We start from the raw sequence: 24,359 nt of genomic DNA, 5'->3' as shown, positions 1-24,359 counted from the left end.
TGTCCCTATACTTTTGTTGATCTGATGACGACCATGTTTCCAGATCCTCTGGAATCCTGTCTGCTGAGCTATCTGCCGCCGTTACATCTCGGCTGTTCATCAGCATCGTTCCCCCCGCATGTTGATGAACAGGAAAAATTACGCTTATGTCCGCCGGACTCTCCCTAAAAAAAGATTTAGCAAAAATACTGCTGTATTCGCTGCTGTCACTGTTCCTGATACCCGCGTTTACTTACTGGTTTTCCCAACATGTGGAAAATAAGCAGGATGAGAAATTCCTGAGTTTTGTATCACAGCAAATTGATACAGACAGCAAATTGACTGCAGACGAGAAATTTCAGCAGCAAGAATTTTTCCGCCAGTATCCGCCTTCGAAAATCTGCGACAGTAATATAGCCGAAGCTGCCAGTTACAGAGAACGTGTATGCGCCCGCTATTCAGATAACTGGCAATTCATCATGGCCAGAAAAGTTTCGGCCTGGACCATGGCCGGTGGTGTGGTCTTGCTGATCAGCGTACTCTTGCTGGGTGCCCTTGCCTTCCTCAACGAAAAAGCCCAGTACCTGAGTTTTGTCACAGGCTGGCGTGTGCTGACGTTGAGTTGTACTGCCGGGACAATTGCCCAGGGTGCGATGCTGATGTGGCTATCGTTCTGGGTCACTGCCTATTTCATGAACCGCTATTCCGTCAAGCTGATTGGCATCGCCGTCATCTTTGTGGCGATTGCGGTTTTCTATGTGATCGTCAGTATCTTCAAACGTGTTAATAACAATCATCAGATTCAGGGTGAATTGATTTCTGAACAGGCAGCACCCGGCCTGTGGCAACGCATACGCGATCTGGCGACACGTTTAAAAACTGCTGCCCCAGACAATATCGTCGCAGGTATTGATGCCAATTTCTTTGTCACCGAATCGCCCCTGAATGTCAGCGGCAGGAGTTTGCGTGGACGCAGTCTGTTCATCAGCATCCCCTTGTTGCGTTTGCTGAGCCAGTCTGAGGCAGATGCAGTATTGGCACATGAACTTGCGCACTTCCGTGGTGGCGATACGGCAAATAGTGCAGCGCTTGGCCCCAAGCTTGCACAATATGATCAATATTGTTTTGAGATGCGCAGCGCCCATGTACCTACGGTGTTTTATCTCATGTGTCTGTACCGCATGATTTTTGAAATTGCCTCTGCCCGCAATAGCCGTGACCGTGAATTTCTGGCTGACCGCATCGCTGCAAAAGTGATTGCCCCAACCGCAGTCACCTATTCATTGATCAAGATTGCCGCATACGCCAACTATAGAAACGAAATCGAAAACCAGTTGTTTTCGCGTAATGAAAGACATGGTGCCAGCCTGGGGATAGCACAATTTGTGGCTTCCGGCCTGCACCCTTACGCACGTTCTTCAGCGTTCATAGATACCATGAAGGATGCCAGCGTACCGCATCCGTATGACAGCCATCCCAAGATGACTGAGCGCATGAAAAATGTCGGTCATGTCATTGCCGAAACTGATTACGGTGCTATCGTCACCAGTGTACCCGCACAAACCTGGGCCACGGATATACAGGTTGCCGACGAAATTGAAGCGCGTTTGTGGGCCAGCTATGAAGAAGATTTTTCTCAGGCGCATGAGCATAGCCTGGCCTACCGTTATGAGCCTGCCAATGAAGAAGAGGCAGCACTGGTGCTACGTTATTTCCCACCTGTGGAATTTTCCCTGAGCGAAGGAAAAGCCATACAAGTGACTTATGCAGGCTGGGTCTTGCCTGATGAAGCTGAACCATTGTCATGGGACAGGGTAGATACTTATGAATACGAAGATGGCATGCTGTCGGACACACTGACCATCAAGCATCCTGAAAAAGGCATGCTGGGTGCCAAATCGACCAAGGTGAAACTCGCCGGCATCAAGAAAGTGCGGGAAGAATTCAAGAATGTCTCTGGTCATTACTGGCACCGGCATCAAGTCATGCGCCATCAGCAATCCTTGCAGTAAATCTCTGGTATTTACGCCCTTGAAAATCCCGTCTCTGCAGGCGGGATTTTTTTATGTTGTGTACGACACACTGTACGGACAAGAGTACGGACAGTGCGGACAAAAACACAATAAAAAATACCCATACAAATCAACAACTTAAGTCTGGCACGGTTTCTGCTAAACAGTATGCAAACTGTTTAATGGAAACATCATGATAAGAGACACTTCAGGCCAGGACACGGTGCTGTCCGCCAATAAAGGACAAAAACGCAAGCGTGTCATCATTGCAGGCGTCGCTACTCTGGTGGGCATCACAGGTCTGGTATTGCTGATGTCAGCCTGGCGCGGCAGCAGCCAGTCTGTGAATGCGGCACGTTTGCGCATTGCTACAGTCGGCCATGGCACTCTGGTCAGGGATGCGTCGGTGAATGGCCGTATAGTCGCAGCAATCAGCCCGACCTTGTATTCCAGCGCTGGCGGTACGGTGACACTGAAAGCCAATGCTGGCGACACCGTCAAGAAAGGCGATATCGTCGCTGAGATAGAATCGCCTGATCTCAACGACCAGCTCAAACGCGAGCAATCGAATACCGAACAACTCGAAGCTGAAGTCGCACGTCAGCAAATCCTCGCCAAGAAACAAAAACTGATCGCCAGACGCGATGCCGACCAGGCCGAGATAGAGCGCACAGCGGCACAGCGTGCCTTCCAGCGCATAGAAGCAGCGGGTGTTGTTGGTGTGGTTGCCAAGAATGACTTCCTGAAAGCCCAGGATGCCATGCATTCCACAGAAATCCGCTCCAAACATGCAGCACAGGCGGCCGATCTGGAAAACGAAGATGTGACGCTGGAATTAAAAACCAAGATGAGCCAGTTGCAACGCCAGCGCCTCGCCCTGGACTTTGCCAAACGCCGTGTCGATGAATTGAAGTTGCGTGCGCCAGTAGACGGCATCATCGGCAGCCTGGCAATTTCCAACCGCAGTGTGGTGGCCGCTAATACCGCACTGATGACCCTGGTGGATCTGTCTCAGCTTGAAGTTGAAGTGGAAATCCCTGAATCCTATATGACAGACCTGGGTCTGGGAATGAAGGCAGAAATCATGATCAACAATAACAAGATCATGGGTACCCTGACCGCCATTTCGCCAGAAGTGGTGAAGAACCAGATACTCGCCAGGGTACGCTTCAGTGACAAACAGCCTGAAGGCTTGCGTCAAAGCCAGCGCGTTTCAGCCAGATTGCTGATGGAAGAAAAAGCCAACGTCATGATCTTGCCACGCGGCCCCTTCGTCGAGGCAGACGGTGGTCGCTTTGCATACGTCGTTGAAAACGGTGTCGCCCAGCGCCGTCCTATCAAAATGGGTGCAACCAGTATCTCTGCAGTAGAAATTCTCAGTGGTTTGAAAGACGGCGACAAAGTCGTGATATCCGGTACCGATACATTTGAAAGCGCGAACAGCGTTTCCATCAATAACTGATACCGATAAAAACATCAACAATTAATTTAAAAAGGAATATCCCATGTTACGCATGAAAAGCCTGAGCAAAGTTTACCGCACCCACCTGATAGAAACCCATGCCCTGCGTGGCTTTGACATCCATGTCAAGCAAGGTGAATTCGTCACCGTGACCGGGCCTTCCGGTTCTGGCAAAACCACTTTCCTGAATATCGCCGGTTTGCTGGAAGAATTTAATGATGGTGATTACCTGCTCGACGGCATCAATGTCAAAGGCATGGACGACAACGCCCGCACCCGTCTGCGCAATGAAAAACTGGGTTTCATCTTTCAGGGTTTCAACCTGATTCCTGATTTGAATTTGTTTGACAATGTCGATGTGCCGCTGCGCTATCGCGGCCTGAATACCACCGAACGCAAGGACCGCATAGAAGCAGCACTGGCCCAGGTGGGTCTGGCTTCGCGTATGAAACATTATCCTGCCGAATTGTCTGGTGGTCAGCAACAACGTGTGGCAATTGCCCGCGCCCTGGCTGGCTCACCCAAACTCTTGCTGGCCGATGAACCGACCGGAAATCTGGATACCCAGATGGCGCGCAGCGTCATGGAATTACTGGAAGAAATCAATGCCAAGGGCACGACTATTTTGATGGTAACGCATGACCCGGAACTGGCCGTACGTGCCCAGCGCAATGTGCACATCATTGATGGCCAGGTTAGTGATCTGGTGCGCAAAGTGCCTTCACTCTATGATGCCAAAGCAGATGGGCATACAGATGCTGATTCTGCCAATGAAATTGACAGTTCGGCAGTCGCCTGAGGAGCCGCATGATGTTTCGTTATTATTTTTTACTTGGCATACGCAGCCTGCGCCGTAACCCGGCACTAACTGCCCTGATGGTGCTTACCCTGGCAGTTGGCGTCGCTGCCAGCATTTCCACCCTGACGATCTTGCATGTGATGTCGGGTGACCCGATACCACACAAGAGCAGCCGCCTGTTCACGCCCCTGATGGATAATGGTCCACTGAAAGGCTACTCTCCGGATGACAAGCCGAATGATACCCAGATGAGTTACCGGGACGTCATGAATCATTTGTCAGCCAGGATAGGAGAAAGACGTGCGGCTATGTACGGCATATTAATGGCAATAGAACCGGCACGCAAAGACTTGCCTGTAATAGAGCCGGAAGGCGCCGCCGTCACCAAGGATTTTTTCGCCATGTTTGATACGCCGTTTTTGCATGGACAGGGATGGACTGAAAATGATGATGCAAAAGCCGCAGACGTTGTCGTACTTGGGAAAAAATTGGCGGATAAACTGTATGGCAATGCCAATCCTGTTGGTCAGTACCTGACCATGATAGGCCACCAGTTCCAGATAGTCGGCGTACTCGACACCTGGGAGCCAAGTCCCCGCTTTTACCGCAACGCCACTTTTGGTGTGCAGGAAGATTTCTTCATCCCTCTTGCCAGCGCCATCCGGCATGAAATTACCCACGCAGGCGGCATGGGCTGCACTGGCGACACTGCTCCCGGCTGGCAGGGACGACTGGATTCTGAATGCACATGGTTGAGCTTCTGGTTTGAATTAAAGTCGGAAGGCCAGCGCCAGGAACTGCAAAGCTACCTCGATAATTATGCATCTGAACAGCGCAAGCTTGGGCGTTACATGCGTCAGGCTAAAAATAAGCTATTCAATGTCATGGAATGGCTGGATGAGTCGAAAGTGGTAGGCAATGATAACAAGCTGTCTGCATGGCTGGCATTTGGTTTCCTGTTATTGTGTCTGGTGAATACCGTGGGTCTTTTACTGGCAAAATTTTCTGCACGGGCATCGGAAGTCGGCGTACGGCGCGCGCTGGGGGCATCCCGCAAAGAGATATTCAATCAATTCCTCATCGAAAGCAGTGTCATTGGCCTGGCTGGCGGTGTTGCCGGCCTGCTTTTGGCGTTTGGTGCGCTTGCCCTCATAGCCAAGCAATCGAAACAGCTTACTGTCGTGGCACACATGGACTGGCAAATGCTGAGCATTACCTTTGTGATGTCAGTCACTGCGGCCATATTGGCGGGATTGTTCCCGACCTGGCGTGCATGCCAGGTAACGCCTGCGATACAACTCAAATCACAATGAGAACAATATGAAACTCAATCTGGAAATTCGCCCCATATTATCTGCACTGCTGCGCAGCAAGACCGGTGCCATCCTGGTAGCCCTGCAAGTTGCCATCAGCCTGGCAATTTTAACCAACGCTGTCTACATCGTTCAACTGCGCATGGAAGTGGTGGCGCGCCCCAGCGGCCTGACAGAAGAAAATGATCTGTTTTCCATCAATATCAGCAACCGCAAAGTTGCTGATCATGCAGAACAGATCGCTACGCAAAAGCAGGAAGAAGCAACAATACGCGGTGTCCCTGGCGTACAAGGCGTCACCCGGGTCAGCCAGACACCATTATCGTGGTCAGGCAGTACCACTGGTATTTCGCTGGACAGAAAACAGGCTGCTACCAGCGCCAACGTGTCGATGTATATCGCGTCAGAATCCGTGATGAAACTCTGGGGTCTGAAGCTGGCTGACGGGCGCGACTTCAATCAGGATGAATTCCGCGAAATTGACACCAGCACCAGCAAGGAATTTCCTGATGTCGTCATCATTACCAAGAGCCTCGCAGAGAAACTTTTCCCCGGCCAAGCTAGCGTGGTAGGGAAAACAATTTATTTTGGTACTGGTGACGATGCGAATGGGACAAGGATCATTGGCGTGCTTGACCGCTTGCAAACCCATGGAGCCCAAATTGGTGCAAAAGGTGAAATTTCGGTTGTCTTGCCGACACGTCTGTCGAATGACCCTTACTCCAAATATTCGATACGTGCTGAACCCGGTCAGCGTGAACGTGTCATGAAGGATGTTGAGATGGCGCTCAGGAAAGCATCTGCCACACCCATCGTCATCAATATGCGTAGCTTCCAGGAAGACCGGACCAGACGCTACCGTGCTGACAATGGCCTGGCCTGGATGCTGATTGCAGTCTGCGTCTTGCTCTTATTGGTAACCGCCAGCGGCATCGTCGGCATTTCCAGCCTGTGGGTGACGCAGCGCCGTAAGCATATCGGTGTGCGCCGTGCATTGGGTGCGCGCAAGATAGATGTGCTGCGTTACTTTGTCACAGAAAACCTGATGATCACCAGTTTTGGCATTGCTTGCGGCCTGGCACTGGCGGTAGCCTTGAATCAATTATTGGTCAGCAAACTGGAATTAACGAAATTGCCTGTCCCTTATTTGCTGGGAGGCAGTGTAATTTTCTGGATACTTGGTATCATCGCGGTGGTGGGACCGGCGGCGCGTGCTGCGTCGATTTCACCTGCCACTGCTACCCGCAGTACCTGATGTGCTGAAAACCTGAAGCCGTGAAAACTCAAACACTGACAATGCCTACCGTATTAATTATTGATGACAACGCCACCGTCGCAGTGGCACTGGAAGTGCTGTTTTCCCTGCATGATATTGATGCGGTCTGCGCCACATCGCCAGAACAGGGTCTGGCGATGCTGGAACATCAGTCTATTGATCTGGTGATACAGGATATGAACTTCACGGCCGACACCACCTCTGGTGATGAAGGCCGTGCCCTGTTCACTGAAATACGCAAGCGCTATCCTGACCTGCCCGTGATCTTGCTGACAGCCTGGACACATCTGGATGCGGCGGTGGAACTGATCAGGTCAGGCGCTGCCGATTATCTCGGCAAACCCTGGAATGATCAAAAACTGCTGACTACGGTCAGGAATCTGATAGAACTGGGGCAAAGCAACCGTGCCCTGCAACAAAGACTGCAACGTGAACGCAAGCAAAAACGCGAGCTTGAACAAAAATTCAATCTCTGCAATCTGGTATGGAATGATGCGGCCACCGAGCGGGTACTGGGCATGGCTTGCCAGGTAGCCCGCGCCGATGTGCCCGTGCTGATCACCGGGCCGAATGGCGCAGGCAAGGAAAGAATCGCCGAAATCATACAGGCCAATTCCAGTGTCAAGGACGGCCCTTTTGTTGTATTGAATTGCGGTGCCCTGCCTGCAGAACTGATAGAAGCAGAGCTCTTTGGTGCTGAAGCTGGTGCGTACACTGGTGCCAGTAAAGCCCGCGAAGGCAAGTTTGAAGCAGCAGATGGCGGTACCCTGTTCCTTGATGAAATTGGTAATCTGCCGCTGGCAGGCCAAATGAAATTATTGCGTGTGCTGGAGACCGGGCGCTTTGAAAGGCTGGGCTCGAACAAGGAAAGACAGGTCAAGGTACGCGTCTTAAGCGCCACCAACGCTGACTTGCCAGCCATGATCAGGGCTGGCAGCTTCCGCCAGGATTTGCTATACCGCCTCAACGTCATTGAATTGCATTTGCCAACGCTGGCAGAACGCACCGGCGACATCTTGCCGCTGGCAGAATACTTTCTCAGCAATGGCAAGACCCTGCATCCCAGTACAGCATCAGCACTGGTGCAATATGCCTGGCCAGGTAATGTCAGGGAGCTTAAAAATGTCATGCAACGCGCCTGCCTGTTGGCAGCCAAGTCCGAGATCATGCCAAGCGATCTTGGCCTGCCATTGGTGAATAGCTGGGTCAGTGAGCAGGAGCCAGACAAGGATGCCATAGAACGCGCCCTGCAAAAAGCCCATGGCGTGGTGGCGCAAGCCGCCGCCGAGCTGGGCCTGAGCCGCCAGGCACTATACCGGCGCATGGACAGGCTGGGCATCAGTCGCAGCGCATGACAGATCAGGTGCCTCCATCAACTGGCGCGGTCGGTAAACGCCCGCTGTTTTCCATGCTCACGCGGTTGAGCCTGTTGATGGCGGCAATGTTATTGCTGGCAGTCGCTATCAGCATGCTCATGCTGCATTTGTTGCCAGACCAGCTCTGGCTGGCTACTGGCCTCAGTCTGTTGATCATCTTGCCCATAGGCGTGAGTCTGTTGCGCAGCCAGTTGCAAGCCATGATACGTTTGTTTCATACTCTGGCAGGCACGGTCATCAGTTATCAGGACAATGATTTTTCCATCGGTGTGCACTGGCCGCTACAAGATGAGCTGGGTGAACTGGTAGAGGCCCACAATGCGCTGGGCGATGTATTACGCAAGCAGCGATTGAATCTGGTACAGCGCGAATTGCTGCTTGATACCATGGTGCAAAATACGCCAGTAGCAATGATGCTGGTAGCCGACCATGGCCCCATTGTGTTTGCCAATATCGCTGCCAGGCAATTACTGAACCAGGGACGCAAGCTGGAAGGTTTCAGCTTTAATGAAGTGATGATGCAAGTCTCGGCCTCCTTGCGCGAAGCCATACTGCGTGGGGGTGATGGCCTGTTCACAGTGGCCGCCAAAGACCCGGAAGAAGAGGAAGAAGTCTATCACCTGGCGCGCCGTCATTTCAGCCTTAACGGTCGCCATCATGAATTATTCTTGCTACGCCACCTGACGGTGGAATTACGCCGCCAGGAAGTGCAGACCTGGAAAAAAGTCATACGCGTTATCAGTCATGAATTGAATAATTCTCTGGCACCGATTGCTTCACTGGCAAATTCTGCTGCTGTACTGGTAGGACGTGGCCAGACCGAGCGCTTGCCAACTATCCTGCAAACAATAGAAGAACGCACCCGCCATCTGGAAAGTTTTATCGATGGTTATGCGCGCTTCGCCAAATTGCCAACACCCAGGCTGGAGAGTACGCGCTGGGATAGTTTTATCGCAGGCCTGAAGTCACAAGTTATCTTCACCGTCATCGACAATTTGCCAGAAGAAGCCATCAACCTGGACCGTGCGCAGATGGAACATGCCTTGCTGAATTTATTGAAGAATGCCCACGAATCCGGCTCAAGGGAAGATGAGGTCAGCCTTGGCATACGCAACTTGCAAGGCGTCATACGCATCGAAGTCATGGACAGGGGTAGCGGCATGACGGATACGGTGATGTCGAACGCCCTGATCCCCTTTTATTCCACCAAGCGTAGCGGTACAGGCCTGGGCCTGGCACTGGTGCGTGAAATCATAGAAGCACATGGCGGCAGAATCAGCCTGCAAAACCGTGAAGGCGGCGGCTTGACTGTTAGTCTGTTCCTGCCTATACCGTCATAGAAGCTGCTGCAAAATTAACCTGGCGTTGTTGCACCTCCTAGTCGTACTAAAAGTACTGCCTTCGTCGGTGACGCCTGGCCAGTTTAATTTTGCAACGGCCTCTCAGGCAAATGCAATAGGCAAGATCAATAGCATACATAAACCCGCAGCGCGGCGATTGCTGGCGGTGATGCTGCCACCATGCGCCTGTATCACGCGCTGGGTAATCGCCAGACCCAGGCCATATCCCTCACTGCTTTGTTCGGCCAGCACACTACGATAAAAGGGTTGGAAGATACTTTGCAATTCAGCTTCCGGCACCCCCTGTCCTTCGTCCAATATGGAGACATGCAATTGACTGTCCTTGACCTCGGCCTGCAGGGTCACTGCAGTGTCAGGGCGGGTATGCCGTATGGCATTGCGCAAGACATTTTCCATGGCACGATGCAGTAATTCATAACGGCCCAATACACAGACCTTGCTGATTTCATCGGCAGAAAATTCCGTCTTGAAAGCCTTGCCTGCGGTCTTCGCTTCAAAATGGGCATTGTCGGTCAGGTCGGCAAATAATTCATCCATGTGTATCAGGTCTTGCCCCGCGTTGGCGCCAGCTTCCAGCCGCGATAAAGTCAGGATTTCGCCCACCAGCTTGTCCATGCGCACAGCCTCCCTGTCCATGCGTACCATGTATTCTTCGGCCTTGTCCGGCTGCTGGCGTGCCAGGCCTATGGCTGCCTGCAGGCGTGCCAGTGGTGAACGCAATTCGTGCGAGACATCGTGCAAAAGGCGGCGCTGGTTTTGCAGGGAGCCTGTCAATTGCTCGGCCATGCGGTCAAAATCGTGCCCTAGCTCGGTCAACTCATCCTTGCGCTTTCCCATGCTATCCCCTATGCGCGTTTGCAGCTTGCCACCGGCCAGTTCATGAAAGGCTTCACTCAGCCTGCGTATGGGTTTGGACATATACCATGCCATCAGGGCTGCAAACAGCAGACTGGCGAACAATGCAACTACCATAGGGATAAAGGCACGTGAATCGCCGCCATCAGGTGGGGGCTTGCGCATACCCATAGGTGCTTGTCCTGGCTCACCTGGCGGGCGGTCCGGTCTGGCACCATCAGGAAAATCAGGCTTTGCGCCTTGTCCAGGTCCGGGCCCAAGTCCTGGCCCTGGCTCTGGTCCCGGACCACGTTTGGATCCAGGCCTAGCTCCAACACCACGCCAGTCTTCGTGCGGTGGCTTGCTGGCAACCGGCTCTCCGGCAAGCGATTTAGCCATTTCTTCATTACTGTGTTTAATCCAGAAGGTGATGCTGATACCAGCGATCGCCGTCAATTGCGCCAGCCAGATGAAGAAAAAGAACTTCCAAAACAAACGTCCGAGTTTCAGCATAGTCACTCGCGCGTCAGCATATAACCCTGGCGGTACACGGTCTGTATGACGGTGCGGCCATCAGCAAAGGCGCTGATTTTCTGGCGTATGCTGCTCAGGTGGACATCGATATTCCTGTCGAACCTGGCCAGTGGCCGACCCAGTCCCTGTTCGGATAATTCATTCTTGCTGACGGTTTGTCCGGCATTTTTTACCAGCAATTCCAGCAAGGTAAATTCGGTGCTGGTCAGGTCCAGCATTTTATTATTCCATTCTGCACGGCGCTGCCCCGGCCACAATTGCAAGGCACCGACGACCAGGCATTGTCTGTCCTGATCTGCATTCATGCCACTCTCAGTACGGCGCAGGATGGCCCTGAGCCTGGCCAGCAATTCGCGTGGGGTACATGGCTTGGGCACATAGTCATCGGCACCCAGCTCAAGGCCGATAATGCGGTCTACATCATCACCACGGGCTGTCAGCATCAGCACAGGCATACGGCTATGTTCACGTATGCGTCGCAAGGCATCGATACCATTCATGCGCGGCATCATGACATCCAGCACGGCAATCGCATGCTGGCCGGACAGAGCTTCCACCACCGCCTGCTCACCATCATGTACTGTAGTAATGACAAAGCCCTCACGCTCAAGATATTCCTTGAGCATGCCTACCAGTTCGACGTCATCGTCTGCGAGCAATACCTTGGTCATGTTGTAAGAAAGAAAAAAGATTGTATGTTGATGTTGATCATAGCAAAGCCATCCGCATACTTGGGCAAATTTACCTGCTTTTACAGTCCTGCTTCTGGCATGACACAAAATCCTTACCTAACTTTACCTTTGCTTTACTGCACTTAACAAGTCGGCGCGACACAATGCAGCAACACCAACGTAAGGAGAGACATCATGGACAAGCATACAAATCAACTGGAAACCGATCTTCATACCCTGATGCAGGCAGCCGCGTCACGCAGGCAAATGCTGCGCTGGATATCAGTTGGCGGCGCTGCAACTTTACTGGGCTGTGGTGGCGGCAGTGATGCCACCACGACCTCATCTACCAGCACTGGCACCACTACTACTGGGACTGCTACTGGGACCACTACCGGCACAACTACTGGTACAAGCACAGGCACTACAACAGGCACCAGTACTGCAAGCTGCAGCATCATCCCGGAAGAAACAGCCGGGCCCTACCCTGGTGACGGCAGTAATAGCAATGGCGCAAGTATTGCCAATGCGCTGGCCTTGTCTGGCATCGTGCGCAGTGATATACGTTCCAGTATAGCTGGTGCCAGCGGTGTGGCAGCGGGTGTGCCTTTGACCATCAAATTGCAATTGGTGAATACCAAGACCAGCTGCGCCTCACTGGCCGGTTATGCAATCTACCTCTGGCATTGTGACAGGGATGGCAATTACTCCATGTATTCATCCGGCATCACCGCTGAAAATTACCTGCGCGGAGTGCAGGAGACGGACAGCAACGGCAGTGTCAGTTTTACCACGATATTTCCTGGCTGTTATTCAGGTCGTATTCCACATGTGCATTTTGAGGTTTACCCCAGCGTCGCCAAAATCAGCAGTGCCAATAACAAGGTCAAGACTTCACAATTCACCTTCCCCATGGCAACCCTGAATGAAGCTTACCAGGCCACTGGCTATACAGCCAGTGTGCGCAACCTCGCACAAATTACGTATGCAACTGACAATGTCTTTAGCGATGGCACCAGCCTGCAAATGGTCAGCGTGACTGGCAGTGCGACACTGGGCTATGTGGTAACTTTGACGGTAGGCATATCTGCGTAGTGTTGACATGGCGGGAGTATGGACATCTTGCCTTGCTCCCGGTATTTCAATAGAATCGGGCTTCTAATCAACTCCTCAACTCTTTTTAATGAAAGGAGGAAAACATGGAAGTTCTAAAGTATGCCATCAGCGGCATACGCAACTTTGGTATATTTGCCAGCTCTTGTCCTAGTTCCATCGCGCTGCGATAACAAGACGAGAGCACTTATCCCACTTACCCTCCGGGCCTGTTCTCGGCTCATTATCGTTAGCGCTCCTGTTGACGTGGATGCCTGCATCCCAAATCAAAGACAAGAGCATGACTACCTTATTATCTGCACAAGCATTACAACTGGAAACCAGCCATGGCGTTTTATTCCAGGATCTTAACTTCACCCTGCAAGTCGGCCAGCGCATAGGCTTGATAGGCCACAATGGTAGTGGCAAATCCACATTGCTTTCGCTGCTGGCAGGGCAACGCACTGCCAATAGCGGCAGCATACAGATGGCACGCCTGTGTCGCCTGCAATATGTCGAGCAACACTTGCCACCTGCCCTGCATACCCTGAGTCTGTATAACGCCATGCTGGATGCGATCAACGACGTGCCAGAACTGCACTGGCGTGTCGACAGCCTCTTGCACGAACTTGGCATAGATGCAGCCACTGCCGGGGTCGCCGTGCAATCCCTGTCCGGTGGGCAGCATACCCGCCTGCTATTGGGACGCGCCTTATTACGCGATCCCAATCTCTTGCTGCTGGACGAGCCCAGCAATCATCTCGACTTGCCATCCCTGTTATGGCTGGAAGAATTTTTGTTGAACTGGAAAGGCGCATTCGTATTGGTATCGCATGACCAGCGCCTGTTGAATCGGGTGACACGACAAAGCTGGATCTTGCGTGACAGGCAAATCACCTGCTTTGACCAGCCCTGCTCAGAAGCCCTGCAATCTCTGGCTCTGGCGGATGACGCCGCGCAAGCCAGGCGTGACGCAGAACAATGCGAAATTGACAGGCTGGCGGCCAGCAGCAAGCGTCTGGCTATCTGGGGCAGCGTCTATGACAACGAAAAGCTGGCACGTAAAGCCAAGACCATGCAAAAACGGGCCGACCGCTTGAAGGAAGAACAAACCACAGTCACTGAAGGCCAGCCATGGACTTTGCAATTGCATGGCAAGGCATTGGCGGCCAATCATTTGTTGCAACTGGACGCCTTGACGGTCAGAGCTGCCCCGGGTTTGCCCGGCCTGTTCAGGCTGGAGCAATTCGGTGTACGGCCAGGTGACAAGATCGCTTTACTGGGTGCAAATGGCACAGGCAAATCTTCCTTGCTCAGGCAATGCTGGCAAGCGATATTATCAGGAGAGATATCTGAACAAATTCGCTGGCATACGGCAGCACAGATAGGTTATTACGACCAGTCTCTGCAGCAACTGAATAGCGATGCCAGCCTGCCGGATGCGCTGTATCCCTTTGTCGCTGGTTCGGAAACTGCCAGGACAGAACTGGCGCGTAAACAGGCGCTGATTTCAGCAGGCTTCCCGTATCACCGTCATCAGCAAAAAGTGGCATCGCTGAGTGGCGGTGAACGCGCCCGTCTGCTGTTTTTGGCACTCTCACTGGCCAGCTATCACTTGCTGTTTCTCGATGAACCGACCAATCATCTGGATATGCAGGGCAAGCAGGAATTGACAGAGGCGCTGGCAGGATTTGCTGGTGGCTTTTTGCTGGTTTCCCATGACAGGGATTTGATAGAACAAAGCTGTCAGGAATTCTGGGTGGCGCAGGATGGGCACCTGGAAAGATGGCTGGATGCAGAAAGCGCCTATCAGTGTCTGCGGCAAAAACAGCAGACATCCGCAGCCATGCCCGTTGAACGTAATACAGCGAATAACAAAGTTGGCGAAAGCCTGCTCAGCGATACTGAGCAGGCTTTGCAAAGACTGTGTGAACTGGAAGAGTTATTGCAGGCTGACCTGGCTCGCAAACCCAAACATCAAAAGCCACAACAGCAGGCAAGCTGGCATAGTGAAATGGTGCGTTTGAATCATTTTCTTGGTCTGGATTAGTCCATCTGATCAGGAATTTATTGCCATCCTTACCGAAGCACAACATCAGGCAGGATAGTTGTTGTGTTTCGGTTTTTAACTCCCAGGCAAACCCTGGTCACACCACATGCATTCTTCGCGCTGACTATCGGTACGCATACTGCATTTCGGGCAAGCGATCAGGTTTGCATTTTGTGGCGAGCCAGTAGAAAACACACTGAAAAATATCCATGTCGCAAAGGCTGCGAATGCGACAAAGAAAACCAGATATGCGGCAGCAGAACTGGATATCCAGTTCTGCAATACCGCCATACCTGTCAGTAAAAACAGCAGCGCACTGGCACCTGCTATTTTGAACAAGAGTTTCATCTTGTATATCCGTTCAAAAAACTACTCATTGCACATAAAACATTATTCGCCAGACTTGCAAATTCCACACTTTATGCCAATGGAAAACGTATGATCAATTGCGTTCCCGCCTCTGTCGAAGATTGCAAATCTATCTCACCATTGAATGCCGCAACACGTTCACGCATGCCGGTAATACCTATGCCAGCAGAACTGTGATGTATGTCAAAACCCTTGCCATTGTCACTGACCTCTATCTGCAAACTTTTTTGTTCTTCCAGCATGCTCAATGCGACTTCCACCTGGGTAGCCTGCGCGTGCTTCATGACATTCGACAAAGCCTCCTGGATGATCCTGTAGACAGAAATCGCCAGACCGCTATCCAATCCTGAAAAATCTCCGTCACTGTCAAAATGAAACTGGCAACCTGGTACATTGCTGTGGAAATGCCTGAGCATGTCTTCGACCGCACCTTGCAGACCCAGCATGTCCAGTACTTCAGGCCGCAGGCGGCGTACCAGGTTGCGGCCATTGGCATATAAGTCCAGAGTCAGTTTGGTGATAGCCTTGGCGCGCTCCTGGATTTCGCCTGCGACTTCACCATTCGCGTCGACCACATCTATCTGTGCAGCCAAATGCTGTATGCGTTGTGCCTCCAGCCTCGCTGCAATCAATGAGGCATTCAATTCATCATGAATTTCTATGGCGATGCTCTTGCGTTCATCTTCAACAATGCTGTGAACCTTTTGTATCAGCTTGCGTTTTTCTGCATTGGCTTTCAAAGCTTCATTGCGCGACTCCATCAAGTCCCGTGTTCTTTCCTGCACCTTGTTTTCCAGATCCTGCTTGGCTTGTTGCAGGCTGACAGACATGGCATTGATGGAAGTCTGCAAGTCACCTATCTCACCACCCGTTGTCACTTCCAGTGTATTCGAATAATCACCTTCGCGTATTTCACGCAGGGTTTCTATGGATTTTTGCAAAGGACGTGTCAGGCTTAAAGCCAGGTATACAGCCAGCACCGCGCTGACGAACAAGGCCAGTGCACTCATCGCCAGTTCAAACATGAAACGCTGGCTATGCTTGGCCAGCATGCGCGTAGCCGACATGGTGACCCTGACATAGCCCAGCATATCTGCATCTTTGCTCTCAGTACTGGTGGTCGTTAACGGTAAAACACCAGATTTCGCGGACTTGGATTCCTTCAGCAAATTCACCCACACCAGCTGACGTCTGACCGGTACTTCGACCGAATGTTCCGCTTGCTGAATTTTTTCGGTAGAAATAATATGCAGGATGTCTTTCTTGTCCGTATCAAGCACGTCTATCCTGGCAATGCTGCGGTCTGACAGCATGACATCGGCCATGGTATTTTTCAGTCCCGCCAGGTTTTTGGTCAGCAGATTGTATTCGACACTTTCAGCCAGTGTGGTGGAGACCACGTAGGCGCGCTCCAGCAATTCTGCCTTGCCCTCCTGCAAGCGAGACTGATAGGAATACCAGACCACAGCGCAAAACATATAAATCACCGGCAGCAAGATGATGAGAAACAGGCGCGATCGCAAGTCCCAGTTACGCCAGCGTAGCGCGGCAAAATTCATTGCGTGGTTGCCTGCATTATTGCAGGTGCCAATGCTTGCATCTGTGTCTGTGACTGCATCACGTTGCAATCAGGCCATGCTTGACCGCCAGCTTGGTGATGTAGGCAGGTCTGTGTACACCCAGTTTTTCCTTGATGGCCTGACTGACATTGCTGATGGTTTTTAACGACAGGTCCAGTCTCTCGGCAATCTCGGCATTGGTCAGCCCCTCTGCCATGAACTTGAAGATTTCCAGGTCACGCTCATTCAACAGCGATTGTGGTGATTCATCCCCACGCACTGATAAATTCGCAAGGCGCTCTGCAATCTGCGGCAGGAAATACAATTCTCCCTGATGCGCACGCTGCACTGCCGTTGCCAGATCAGCCGGATCACAGTCCTTGGTGACAAAGGCCTTGGCACCGAGACGATAGGCTTCCTTGATCAGTGCATCCTGGTCAAACTGACTGAGGAAGACAATTTTCGCATCGGCAAATTGCGCCAGGATATCGCGCGCAGCGTCCAGACCAGTCAGGTCAGCACCAAAACGTATGTCCAGTATCACTACATCCGGTTTCAAGCTTGCATATTGCTCGAATGCCTCTTGCGGCGTCCTGGCTTGCCCCAGTACGGCAATACCCAGACTACCCAGCGACATGGCAAAACCTGTCATCACGATGGGATGATCATCGGCCAGTAATACCCGTATGCCATTTTCCATAATTACAACACCTTATTATTTAGCACAATAATTTACTCATTAAACGCAATAGTAATGCTTTTCACTAGCAATTGCATCATTGAGAGTGCTGAAATACGCCTCGCAGCAAGAGTAGCCAGCATTTAGAACTTTTTACCTATTGCAGATCAACAAAAACAATGGACAGCGAACGTCAATTTTTTACTTTTCAGCAATAAAAGTAGTAGCCAATTTCTTTAGCTTCACTATCAAAGAAATAAAAAATCATAATTAAATCAACAAAAATGCTTTTAAAGTGACATTTTTATTGCTATATTAAAGCACATGGATTGCACATTACTGCCATTTCACTTGCGCTTACAGCAACGAAGGCATTAGCTGATGCATCTCCAAGCTAGTCCCCGGCATGTGTTGTCGCACATGCCGGGCCTGACCCTAAACTGGAGAACAAAATGGAATTTTCAAAAAACCAACAGCATCCCTTCAAGCGTATGTCACATTTGGGTGTCGTCGCCTTGCTGCATGTAGCTTTGCTGGCCGCCTTGCTGAACAGCATGAAAATCAAGATCAGCCCGCCTCACAGTGAGCCATTCCATGTCGAATTTGATGAACCTAAAGCAAAACCACTTGAGCCTGAGCCAAAATTCAAACCTGACTTGCCTCTGCCCAAAGACCCTCCACCATATATTCCTGAGGTTGAGGTTGCAGTTAAAAATCCAGTTAGCGATTCACCGATTTCAAAAGTAAATCCAGTTCCAGACAAGGGAGAAAAAATAAGTGATCCTGGTGGAAGCGGCGATGGTCCTTTGCTTATAGCAACAGGCCCAACAAAAGCGCCGGTGCATATCGCAGCCGTAGTTGATATGAGTCGATGCGAAAAACCTGTCTATCCTGCAAGCTCCATCCGCAACTCCGAAGCGGGAACAGTCACCCTCGCCATGTTGATAGGTGCAGATGGACGCGTACTTGAAACCAGGACAGAGGGCAGCAGCGGCTACCGCAATCTCGACAAGGCCGCCAGCCAGGCCCTGTCACTGTGCCGCTTCACGCCTGGCACCATCGATGGCGTAGCGCAGCAAAGCTGGACCAAAGTGCAGTATGTCTGGAAGATAGATTAATCAGAAAGGGAAGCAACAAGGCATGTCTTTCCCGATGTCTTTCCCATTTTGCTGCCTGCCTTTCGCACCGCGACTGGCATGGCAGTTTTTTTAAAAAATATGGACTTACACTTCAATAGTGAGCAAGCCATGCACCGCCAATACAGTCACTCCAGCTATCTTCGTGCCCTGTGCTTTTCCATCAGCATGATGCTGACTTCTTACGCTACAGCTATTTTGCCTCCCGCGACAAAAAACGAAGAAAAATTACCTGTGCTCATGATCAATATCCAGCATCATGGAGTCGCCCCGGCTGCGGCGAGTACCCCTTTCTTTACGCCCTATCACGGTGCCATTGAACGCTCACCCTACCTGGGCTGGATTATCCTGATGTGCGCCTGGCTGCTGCCAACGGGCATGCTGGTAGTGACAGTCGCTACCGTCTTTGACTTTAGCAAGCGCAGGCGGAACGATCAATTATTTAGCGCAACTCTGGCAGTCAGCTAAATTATCACTGCATTAGCATTGACATGCTTTGGTAACACTGACACTTTAGAATAAAGCTCATCTAAAGTTCTCACAGGGAAAAGCCATGTCCAAGGATCGCAAGCCAGGCAAGAATGAATTGCAACGCCGGCAGTTCCTCTGCAATGCCAGCGCCAGTGCTGCTGCCATCATCGCGGCAACCAGCCTGCCCAAAATAGCACTTGCGCAAACTACTGCACCGGCACTCATCACGACAGACAAGTTGCGCCCACAACTGCCCTGCGGTGTCATGAGTGGGGATATCACCAGAGACAAGGCCATCATCTGGAGTCGTACCGACAGGCTCGCACGCATGCTGCTTGAATATGCCAATAATGAAGCATTCAAGAATGCCAAGAGCATCAATGGCCCGCTTGCATTGCCCAGCGCGGATTACACTGCCCGCATAGACCTTAGCGGTTTGCCTGCAGGCCAGCGTACTTTTTACCGCGTGCGTTTCCAGGATGTGCAAAACCTGTCTGCTATCAGCGAAGCAGTGCAAGGCAGCTTGCTCCTGCCTGGCGGTACAGAACGCGACATCACTTTTGCATTTTCTGGCGATGAAGCTGGCCAGGGCTGGGGTATCAATGAAGCTTTTGGCGGCTACCGCATTTATGAAAGCATGCGCCGCTTCCAGCCTGATTTTTTTATTCACTCAGGTGACCAGATTTATGCTGATGGCCCCATACATGCGCAAGTCAAACTGGACGATGGCAGTCTCTGGAATAATCTCGTCACGCCCGCCAAATCCAAAGTGGCAGAAACCCTGGACGATTATCGCGGCAATTTTGCCTATAACTTCCTTGACACCAACAAGCGCCGCTTTGCTGCAGAAGTGCCCTTCCTGGTGCAATGGGATGATCATGAAGTACGCAATAACTGGTACCCGGGCCAGCAGATGGGTGAAGCAGAAAAACGTTACCAGCAGCGTGATTTGAATACCCTCGCGGCGAATGCGCGCCGGGCCATGTTTGAATACAATCCCTACCGCATAGACCAGCATGATCCAGACCGCATCTACCGCATGTTCAGTTATGGCCCCCTGCTGGAAGTATTCATGCTCGATGAGCGTAGTTACCGTAGCAAGAATTCACCGAATCTGCAAACAACATTGAATGATGATTCTGCCTTTTTGGGCAAGCCGCAATTGCAATGGCTGAAGCAGGCCCTGCTGCGTTCACGTTCTACCTGGAAAGTCATCGCCAGCGACATGCCCATCTCCATCATCGTGCCTGACCTGAACTCTGATGTACCCAAAGGTACTTATGAAGCCTGGGCTAATGGCGAGCATGGCAAGCCGCTGGGGCGTGAACTCGAAATTGCCGAGATACTCAAATTTATCAAGCAGCACAATATCAAGAATGTGGTCTGGGTCACTGCCGATGTCCATTATGCAGCAGCAACTTATTACACACCTGAAAAAGCCCAGTTCACTGACTTTAAACCCTTTTGGGAATTTGTCGGTGGCCCGCTGAATGCCGGCACCTTTGGCCCGAATGAAGTTGATCAGACCTTTGGGCCCGATGTGAAATATGTCAGCGTGCCACAAGGCATGAAGCAAAACCGTTCACCGGCAGAATTGCTGCAATTCTTTGGCATTGCAAAAATCGATGCGAAGACCAGGGCAATGACAGTATCCATCCATGACATAGATGGCAAGAGTTTATATAAAGTCGATATACACCCAGAAACCTGATAGCGCCAGTCCTGCGAACAATCTGGTATTCCAGAATGCAAAAAGCCTGGTGAAAACACCAGGCTTTTTTATTGCAATTACTACCGGTTGACTACTTGTAAACAGTCACTGGTTCAGTATTTTGCACAGGCACGACAGGTTGGCCATTTTGCACGCGGCCATACTGACCACGGTTGGCACCGCGAGGTGCGCCGAACTGCACCAGCAACTCATCATAAGCTGCGTCAGCCAAACTACGTGAAGTTTCTTGCATGACCTTGCCACGACTGAAGACGACACGGTCACCAGCACGACTGATGATCTTGGTATCGACACCAGAACCGCTGGCGCTGAATGCTGCCTTGACTTCATAAGTCTTGGTATTGATCAGGCTGAAATCAGCCACCAGATCAAGCGACAGACTGGCTGTCATGGAATTACCGTATTGCAGCTGGTTACTCTCCTGGCGGAACTGGATATTACTCACAGTGCCAAACAAGACATAGTCAGCGCCAGGATACATACCCTGTTTGATACGACCTATGATGTCGTAAATTTTCTCCATGGGCTTGCCCACGTATGGACGAGCCTGCACCAGGGACACACCGCCACCCTTGATCAATGCGCCTTTCAGGTCCGCCGTGTAAGTCTTTAATTCACCACGGTCGATATAGGTATAGAAACCCTCGGCTTCGTAGTAATTGCTTTCACTCTTGGCGTTGATATTGCCACGCTGCGAATAGCTGCGGTCAGTTTCACGCTCACTATAGCTACCCTTGACACTGCTCTTGCTGGAAGCAGACACAACGCGAAAATATTCACTGACTTTTTCTTCATAAGTCAGGTCAGTCACCGCAATTTTTGGGATGGTAATTTTTTGTTCAACTGCACTGGCACTGAATGCCGCGACAGAGCAGAACAAGCCTGCCATCAATTTTTTCAGATTCAACATCGTATTGCCTCTTTAAGAGATGAGCGTTTCAGAATGACGCCCGAAATTAACGCTTGGAAGTTTTACGAATTTCTTTTTCGTCTTGCCATTCGATGGAACCATCTTCAACGTCATACAGCTTCAAAGTCATTTTGTAAAACACGTCTTTGGTATTGGCATTTTGCTTGACGATGGAAACGATCTCGCCTTCCAGAGAGTACTTGGCAGCACTCATATTACCGACCTTGGCCTTGCCCTGTGCCTTGTACAAACCACTCTGGTTCTGGCGCTGCAATTCATCCACACCTTGCTGCATTTCATCAGCACTGCGAGTGAACTTCACCTTGCGGCTTTTCACCAGTGCAGTCTGAATACTGTTCATGATGGACTTGGTATCAATGTATTCGCTGGTCTTGTTGCGCACACCAGCCAGTGTCATGGTCGGACGATTTGCCAATACCGGATCCTCCAGCAGGGAACCGACCATTTTTTCTGCAATCATTTGCAGGTCGGTAGAACCAAATTCATTAGTGACAGTTTCTACCGCCTTGTTGTCACCATAGCTGACCTGGCGTGCCAGGCTAACAGTCGGCTGTGACAACCTGGTCTGGCAGGCTGTCAATGTGAGGCCAAGCAGTACCACCAGGGCGCAGCTTTTGGACAGTGAGGAAATGCGTTTCATATGTACTCCTTAAAAATAATCTTGTTGCTACTTTTTTCTATTGATAATTAGCGTGGCTCAGCACTCAGTTCTATCCTGAAATCCGTCGCTTGCGGACCATAGGCTGTGCTCTTGATGAACTGGCTTTGCTGACCCAGGATCATCAATGGCTTCCAGACTTCGCCATCACCTACCTGCATGCCTGCTGCATCAGTCCAGCGGAAACGGTAATACACGCGCACATCACGATTAGTCAGGTTGACCATCTCGGCCTGCACCACCATGACGTCATTTTTGCGTTGCGAACGCAGGTCAGTCACCTGTACACCTTCAAGAGTGCCGCGTACCATCAATTTGGCAGCAATACCAGGGGAAGATGCGTTAGGGATATCCTGGGCAAAGACAGGAGTGGTAAAGCAGGCAGCAAGCAAAACAGTGCATGCGGCAAATTGTTTGGAAATCAGTTTCATATATCCTCTTCTATCCTCTAATATCAGTTGGATTTGGTACCCGTGGCACTTGTTGTGGCCGTTGTGCCTGTCGTTGCTGTCGCTGCATTTGTTTTCACTACAGGTTTTGCCTTGACTGGCTGTTTGCCTTTCACCGGCGGCTTAGGTGCTTCAGCTGCCTTGACTTCTGGCTCAGCCTGCAATTGTGCTACGGGTGTCACGCTGCCAAATTTTGCCAGGTCACCCAGATAAGTCTTGTCCTGATAAATACGCACAGGCACTACCATGTAACGACCATCGACAGTGATCTTGCCTGCGTCACCACGATTGCCGAAATTCAAATCATAATCGCCTGGTGGCAAAAATGCACGTGCCACAAACACGCGCTCTGGCAGGCTGCGCCACATACGATCATCTGCCGGGCTTTCGGTCGCGGCAACAGCCAGATTGGCAGCCAGACCAGCAAGTGCACCAAAGTTTTTATTGACTTGATCCTGCACCACACCTTTAGTCACGGCGCGCACCGCAGCACGGGTGTAAATACCAGGCAATTCATCCTTCAATGCCTTACGTGCCATCACATTAAAATCGGTGACCAGCGCTGTTGGCAACACCTGATTACCAACACGGATATTATTGATCACAGGTGCATTCGGATCTGGGTAAATCACCGGGAACGCGAAAGAGATTGTCACCAGACCACGGCCAGTTGGCACGGGGAAGGCGATTTTCTTGGATTGACGCGCAGGTGAATTGCCCGCCTCGATAATGAACAGCACATCGGTCACGCCTTTTTTGCGGCGGAAGCTGGTACGTTGATCCAGACCTTTCAAGCCATCTTCCAGCACTGGCAAATCCGGGCGCAATTCAATTGCCTTGCGGTAGCCAGGCGCAGCCAGGCCTGGTTCATTCAGCGCTTCATAGACAAAACCTGCCAGATAATGGCTGAGGGCATTCTGGTAGCCGTTTTTCAGCTTCAGCACTTCAGGATCATTCAGGGTTTCAACCGGGTAGCCATTCAATTCCTTACCGGTTGAACTTACGCCCTTGTCCTTCGCTTCTTTTTCTGCTTCTGCGGTTTCCTTGGAACGGAATTCTGCGATGACAGCTTCACGTTCATGCGTGCGTTTGATATCCACGCGGGCGGTATCCAGGTCACCCAAATTCAGACGATCCATGGCCATGCGCGTTGTCAGCATGACTTTTTCATAGTCCTGGCCTTCATAATCACGGCTGGCATCGCCCATGATGGTGGCGCCAATCTGGCCCATCAATTTTTGAGGAGATGACTTGGCAGTTTCTTCCCAGATTTTTACCTTGGTATCGGCCACGTCAAAGGCGTCAAGACTGTCCTTGTAACGCTTGCCTACGCGCATCAATTCGCCTTTTTCGAGATTCAGCAGCAAATCAGCTTTATTAGCGCCTTGTGTTTGCGCTTCTACCTGTCTGATCGCTTCATCAATCTGACCAGATTTTGCGACTGAGAGTGAAGCAGCAACCTTGCTGTCATGGGTAGGCGTAGTCACGCAACCCGTCAGCACAAGTGCTGCAACAATAGGGGTCAGGGTAAAGGTGGATAGGCGCATAGTTATCATTATCAGAGAGCAATTGTAGGGTGAAATGCAAAACGCACGCATGGAAATATCCACACGTAC

At 51.2% G+C, this 24,359-nt stretch carries 21 protein-coding genes; 12 read left to right on the top strand and 9 right to left on the bottom strand.

What is annotated here, in order from left to right; genetic code table 11:
• The first annotated feature begins 146 nt into the window (after positions 1–146).
• From AC07OI_RS17485 to AC07OI_RS17455, 7 genes are all read left to right on the top strand, one after another.
• The gene (locus AC07OI_RS17485) at positions 147–1,991 is read left to right on the top strand and encodes a M48 family metallopeptidase (RefSeq protein ID WP_495258066.1); all 1,845 of its coding nucleotides are present in this window, start codon (positions 147–149) and stop codon (positions 1,989–1,991) included.
• Between the two features lie 193 nt (positions 1,992–2,184).
• Positions 2,185–3,453 carry an efflux RND transporter periplasmic adaptor subunit gene (locus tag AC07OI_RS17480; protein ID WP_495258065.1) on the top strand — a complete coding sequence of 423 codons (1,269 nt, stop codon included), beginning with the start codon at positions 2,185–2,187 and terminating at the stop codon, positions 3,451–3,453.
• A 43-nt stretch (positions 3,454–3,496) separates the two neighbouring features.
• Positions 3,497–4,252: an ABC transporter ATP-binding protein gene (locus tag AC07OI_RS17475; protein WP_492705034.1), complete on the top strand. Its 756-nt coding sequence runs from the start codon at positions 3,497–3,499 to the stop codon at positions 4,250–4,252.
• Between the two features lie 8 nt (positions 4,253–4,260).
• The gene (locus tag AC07OI_RS17470; RefSeq protein WP_492705032.1) at positions 4,261–5,565 is read left to right on the top strand and encodes an ABC transporter permease; all 1,305 of its coding nucleotides are present in this window, start codon (positions 4,261–4,263) and stop codon (positions 5,563–5,565) included.
• Between the two features lie 7 nt (positions 5,566–5,572).
• Complete coding sequence (locus AC07OI_RS17465; protein WP_492705031.1) at positions 5,573–6,820, top strand: ABC transporter permease; 1,248 nt, start codon at positions 5,573–5,575, stop codon at positions 6,818–6,820.
• Between the two features lie 41 nt (positions 6,821–6,861).
• A complete protein-coding gene (locus AC07OI_RS17460) occupies positions 6,862–8,196 on the top strand; it encodes a sigma-54-dependent transcriptional regulator (RefSeq protein WP_492705030.1) in 1,335 nt (444 codons plus the stop codon).
• The gene (locus AC07OI_RS17455) at positions 8,193–9,557 is read left to right on the top strand and encodes a sensor histidine kinase (protein WP_492705028.1); all 1,365 of its coding nucleotides are present in this window, start codon (positions 8,193–8,195) and stop codon (positions 9,555–9,557) included. The genes AC07OI_RS17460 and AC07OI_RS17455 overlap by 4 nt, the downstream gene beginning before the upstream one ends.
• A gap of 102 nt (positions 9,558–9,659) precedes the next feature.
• Here AC07OI_RS17455 and AC07OI_RS17450 read toward each other — a convergent pair whose 3' ends face one another.
• Positions 9,660–10,925: an ATP-binding protein gene (locus tag AC07OI_RS17450; protein WP_492705026.1), complete on the bottom strand. Its 1,266-nt coding sequence runs from the start codon at positions 10,923–10,925 to the stop codon at positions 9,660–9,662.
• 2 nt (positions 10,926–10,927) lie between these two features.
• Positions 10,928–11,617, bottom strand: coding sequence for a response regulator (locus tag AC07OI_RS17445; protein WP_423005881.1), 690 nt, complete (start codon positions 11,615–11,617; stop codon positions 10,928–10,930).
• Between the two features lie 195 nt (positions 11,618–11,812).
• On the opposite strand from AC07OI_RS17445, the gene AC07OI_RS17440 reads away from it, so the two are divergent.
• Positions 11,813–12,712: a dioxygenase family protein gene (locus AC07OI_RS17440; RefSeq protein WP_492705024.1), complete on the top strand. Its 900-nt coding sequence runs from the start codon at positions 11,813–11,815 to the stop codon at positions 12,710–12,712.
• 298 nt (positions 12,713–13,010) lie between these two features.
• Entirely contained in the window at positions 13,011–14,759 is a 1,749-nt protein-coding gene (locus AC07OI_RS17435; RefSeq protein ID WP_495258064.1) for an ATP-binding cassette domain-containing protein, read from the top strand.
• A 75-nt stretch (positions 14,760–14,834) separates the two neighbouring features.
• Here AC07OI_RS17435 and AC07OI_RS17430 read toward each other — a convergent pair whose 3' ends face one another.
• From AC07OI_RS17430 to AC07OI_RS17420, 3 genes are all read right to left on the bottom strand, one after another.
• Positions 14,835–15,107: a hypothetical protein gene (locus AC07OI_RS17430; RefSeq protein WP_492705021.1), complete on the bottom strand. Its 273-nt coding sequence runs from the start codon at positions 15,105–15,107 to the stop codon at positions 14,835–14,837.
• Between the two features lie 71 nt (positions 15,108–15,178).
• Entirely contained in the window at positions 15,179–16,687 is a 1,509-nt protein-coding gene (locus AC07OI_RS17425) for an ATP-binding protein (RefSeq protein ID WP_492705019.1), read from the bottom strand.
• Between the two features lie 58 nt (positions 16,688–16,745).
• Complete coding sequence (locus AC07OI_RS17420) at positions 16,746–17,387, bottom strand: response regulator (RefSeq protein WP_495258063.1); 642 nt, start codon at positions 17,385–17,387, stop codon at positions 16,746–16,748.
• Between the two features lie 431 nt (positions 17,388–17,818).
• Here AC07OI_RS17420 and AC07OI_RS17415 point away from each other — a divergent pair, with 431 nt between their 5' ends.
• From AC07OI_RS17415 to AC07OI_RS17405, 3 genes are all read left to right on the top strand, one after another.
• On the top strand, positions 17,819–18,484 hold the full coding sequence (locus AC07OI_RS17415) for an energy transducer TonB (RefSeq protein WP_492705015.1): 666 nt from the start codon (positions 17,819–17,821) through the stop codon (positions 18,482–18,484).
• Between the two features lie 99 nt (positions 18,485–18,583).
• Positions 18,584–18,970: a hypothetical protein gene (locus AC07OI_RS17410; RefSeq protein WP_495258062.1), complete on the top strand. Its 387-nt coding sequence runs from the start codon at positions 18,584–18,586 to the stop codon at positions 18,968–18,970.
• An 85-nt stretch (positions 18,971–19,055) separates the two neighbouring features.
• The gene (locus tag AC07OI_RS17405) at positions 19,056–20,684 is read left to right on the top strand and encodes an alkaline phosphatase D family protein (protein ID WP_495258061.1); all 1,629 of its coding nucleotides are present in this window, start codon (positions 19,056–19,058) and stop codon (positions 20,682–20,684) included.
• A gap of 91 nt (positions 20,685–20,775) precedes the next feature.
• On the opposite strand, the gene AC07OI_RS17400 is transcribed toward AC07OI_RS17405, so the two are convergent.
• The 4 genes from AC07OI_RS17400 to AC07OI_RS17385 are packed head-to-tail and all read right to left on the bottom strand — an operon-like array spanning position 20,776 to position 24,290.
• Entirely contained in the window at positions 20,776–21,615 is an 840-nt protein-coding gene (locus AC07OI_RS17400; protein ID WP_492705009.1) for a hypothetical protein, read from the bottom strand.
• A gap of 46 nt (positions 21,616–21,661) precedes the next feature.
• Entirely contained in the window at positions 21,662–22,276 is a 615-nt protein-coding gene (lpoB, locus tag AC07OI_RS17395; protein WP_492705007.1) for a penicillin-binding protein activator LpoB, read from the bottom strand.
• 47 nt (positions 22,277–22,323) lie between these two features.
• The gene (locus AC07OI_RS17390; RefSeq protein ID WP_495258060.1) at positions 22,324–22,725 is read right to left on the bottom strand and encodes a YcfL family putative periplasmic lipoprotein; all 402 of its coding nucleotides are present in this window, start codon (positions 22,723–22,725) and stop codon (positions 22,324–22,326) included.
• A 23-nt stretch (positions 22,726–22,748) separates the two neighbouring features.
• Positions 22,749–24,290, bottom strand: a complete 1,542-nt coding sequence (locus tag AC07OI_RS17385) for a COG3014 family protein (RefSeq protein WP_492705003.1) — start codon at positions 24,288–24,290, stop codon at positions 22,749–22,751.
• Positions 24,291–24,359 lie beyond the last annotated feature (69 nt).

It is taken from the genome of Undibacterium sp. GW821-FHT07F11 (genome assembly GCF_059418665.1).
This window is presented reverse-complemented; position numbering and strand designations above follow the sequence as displayed.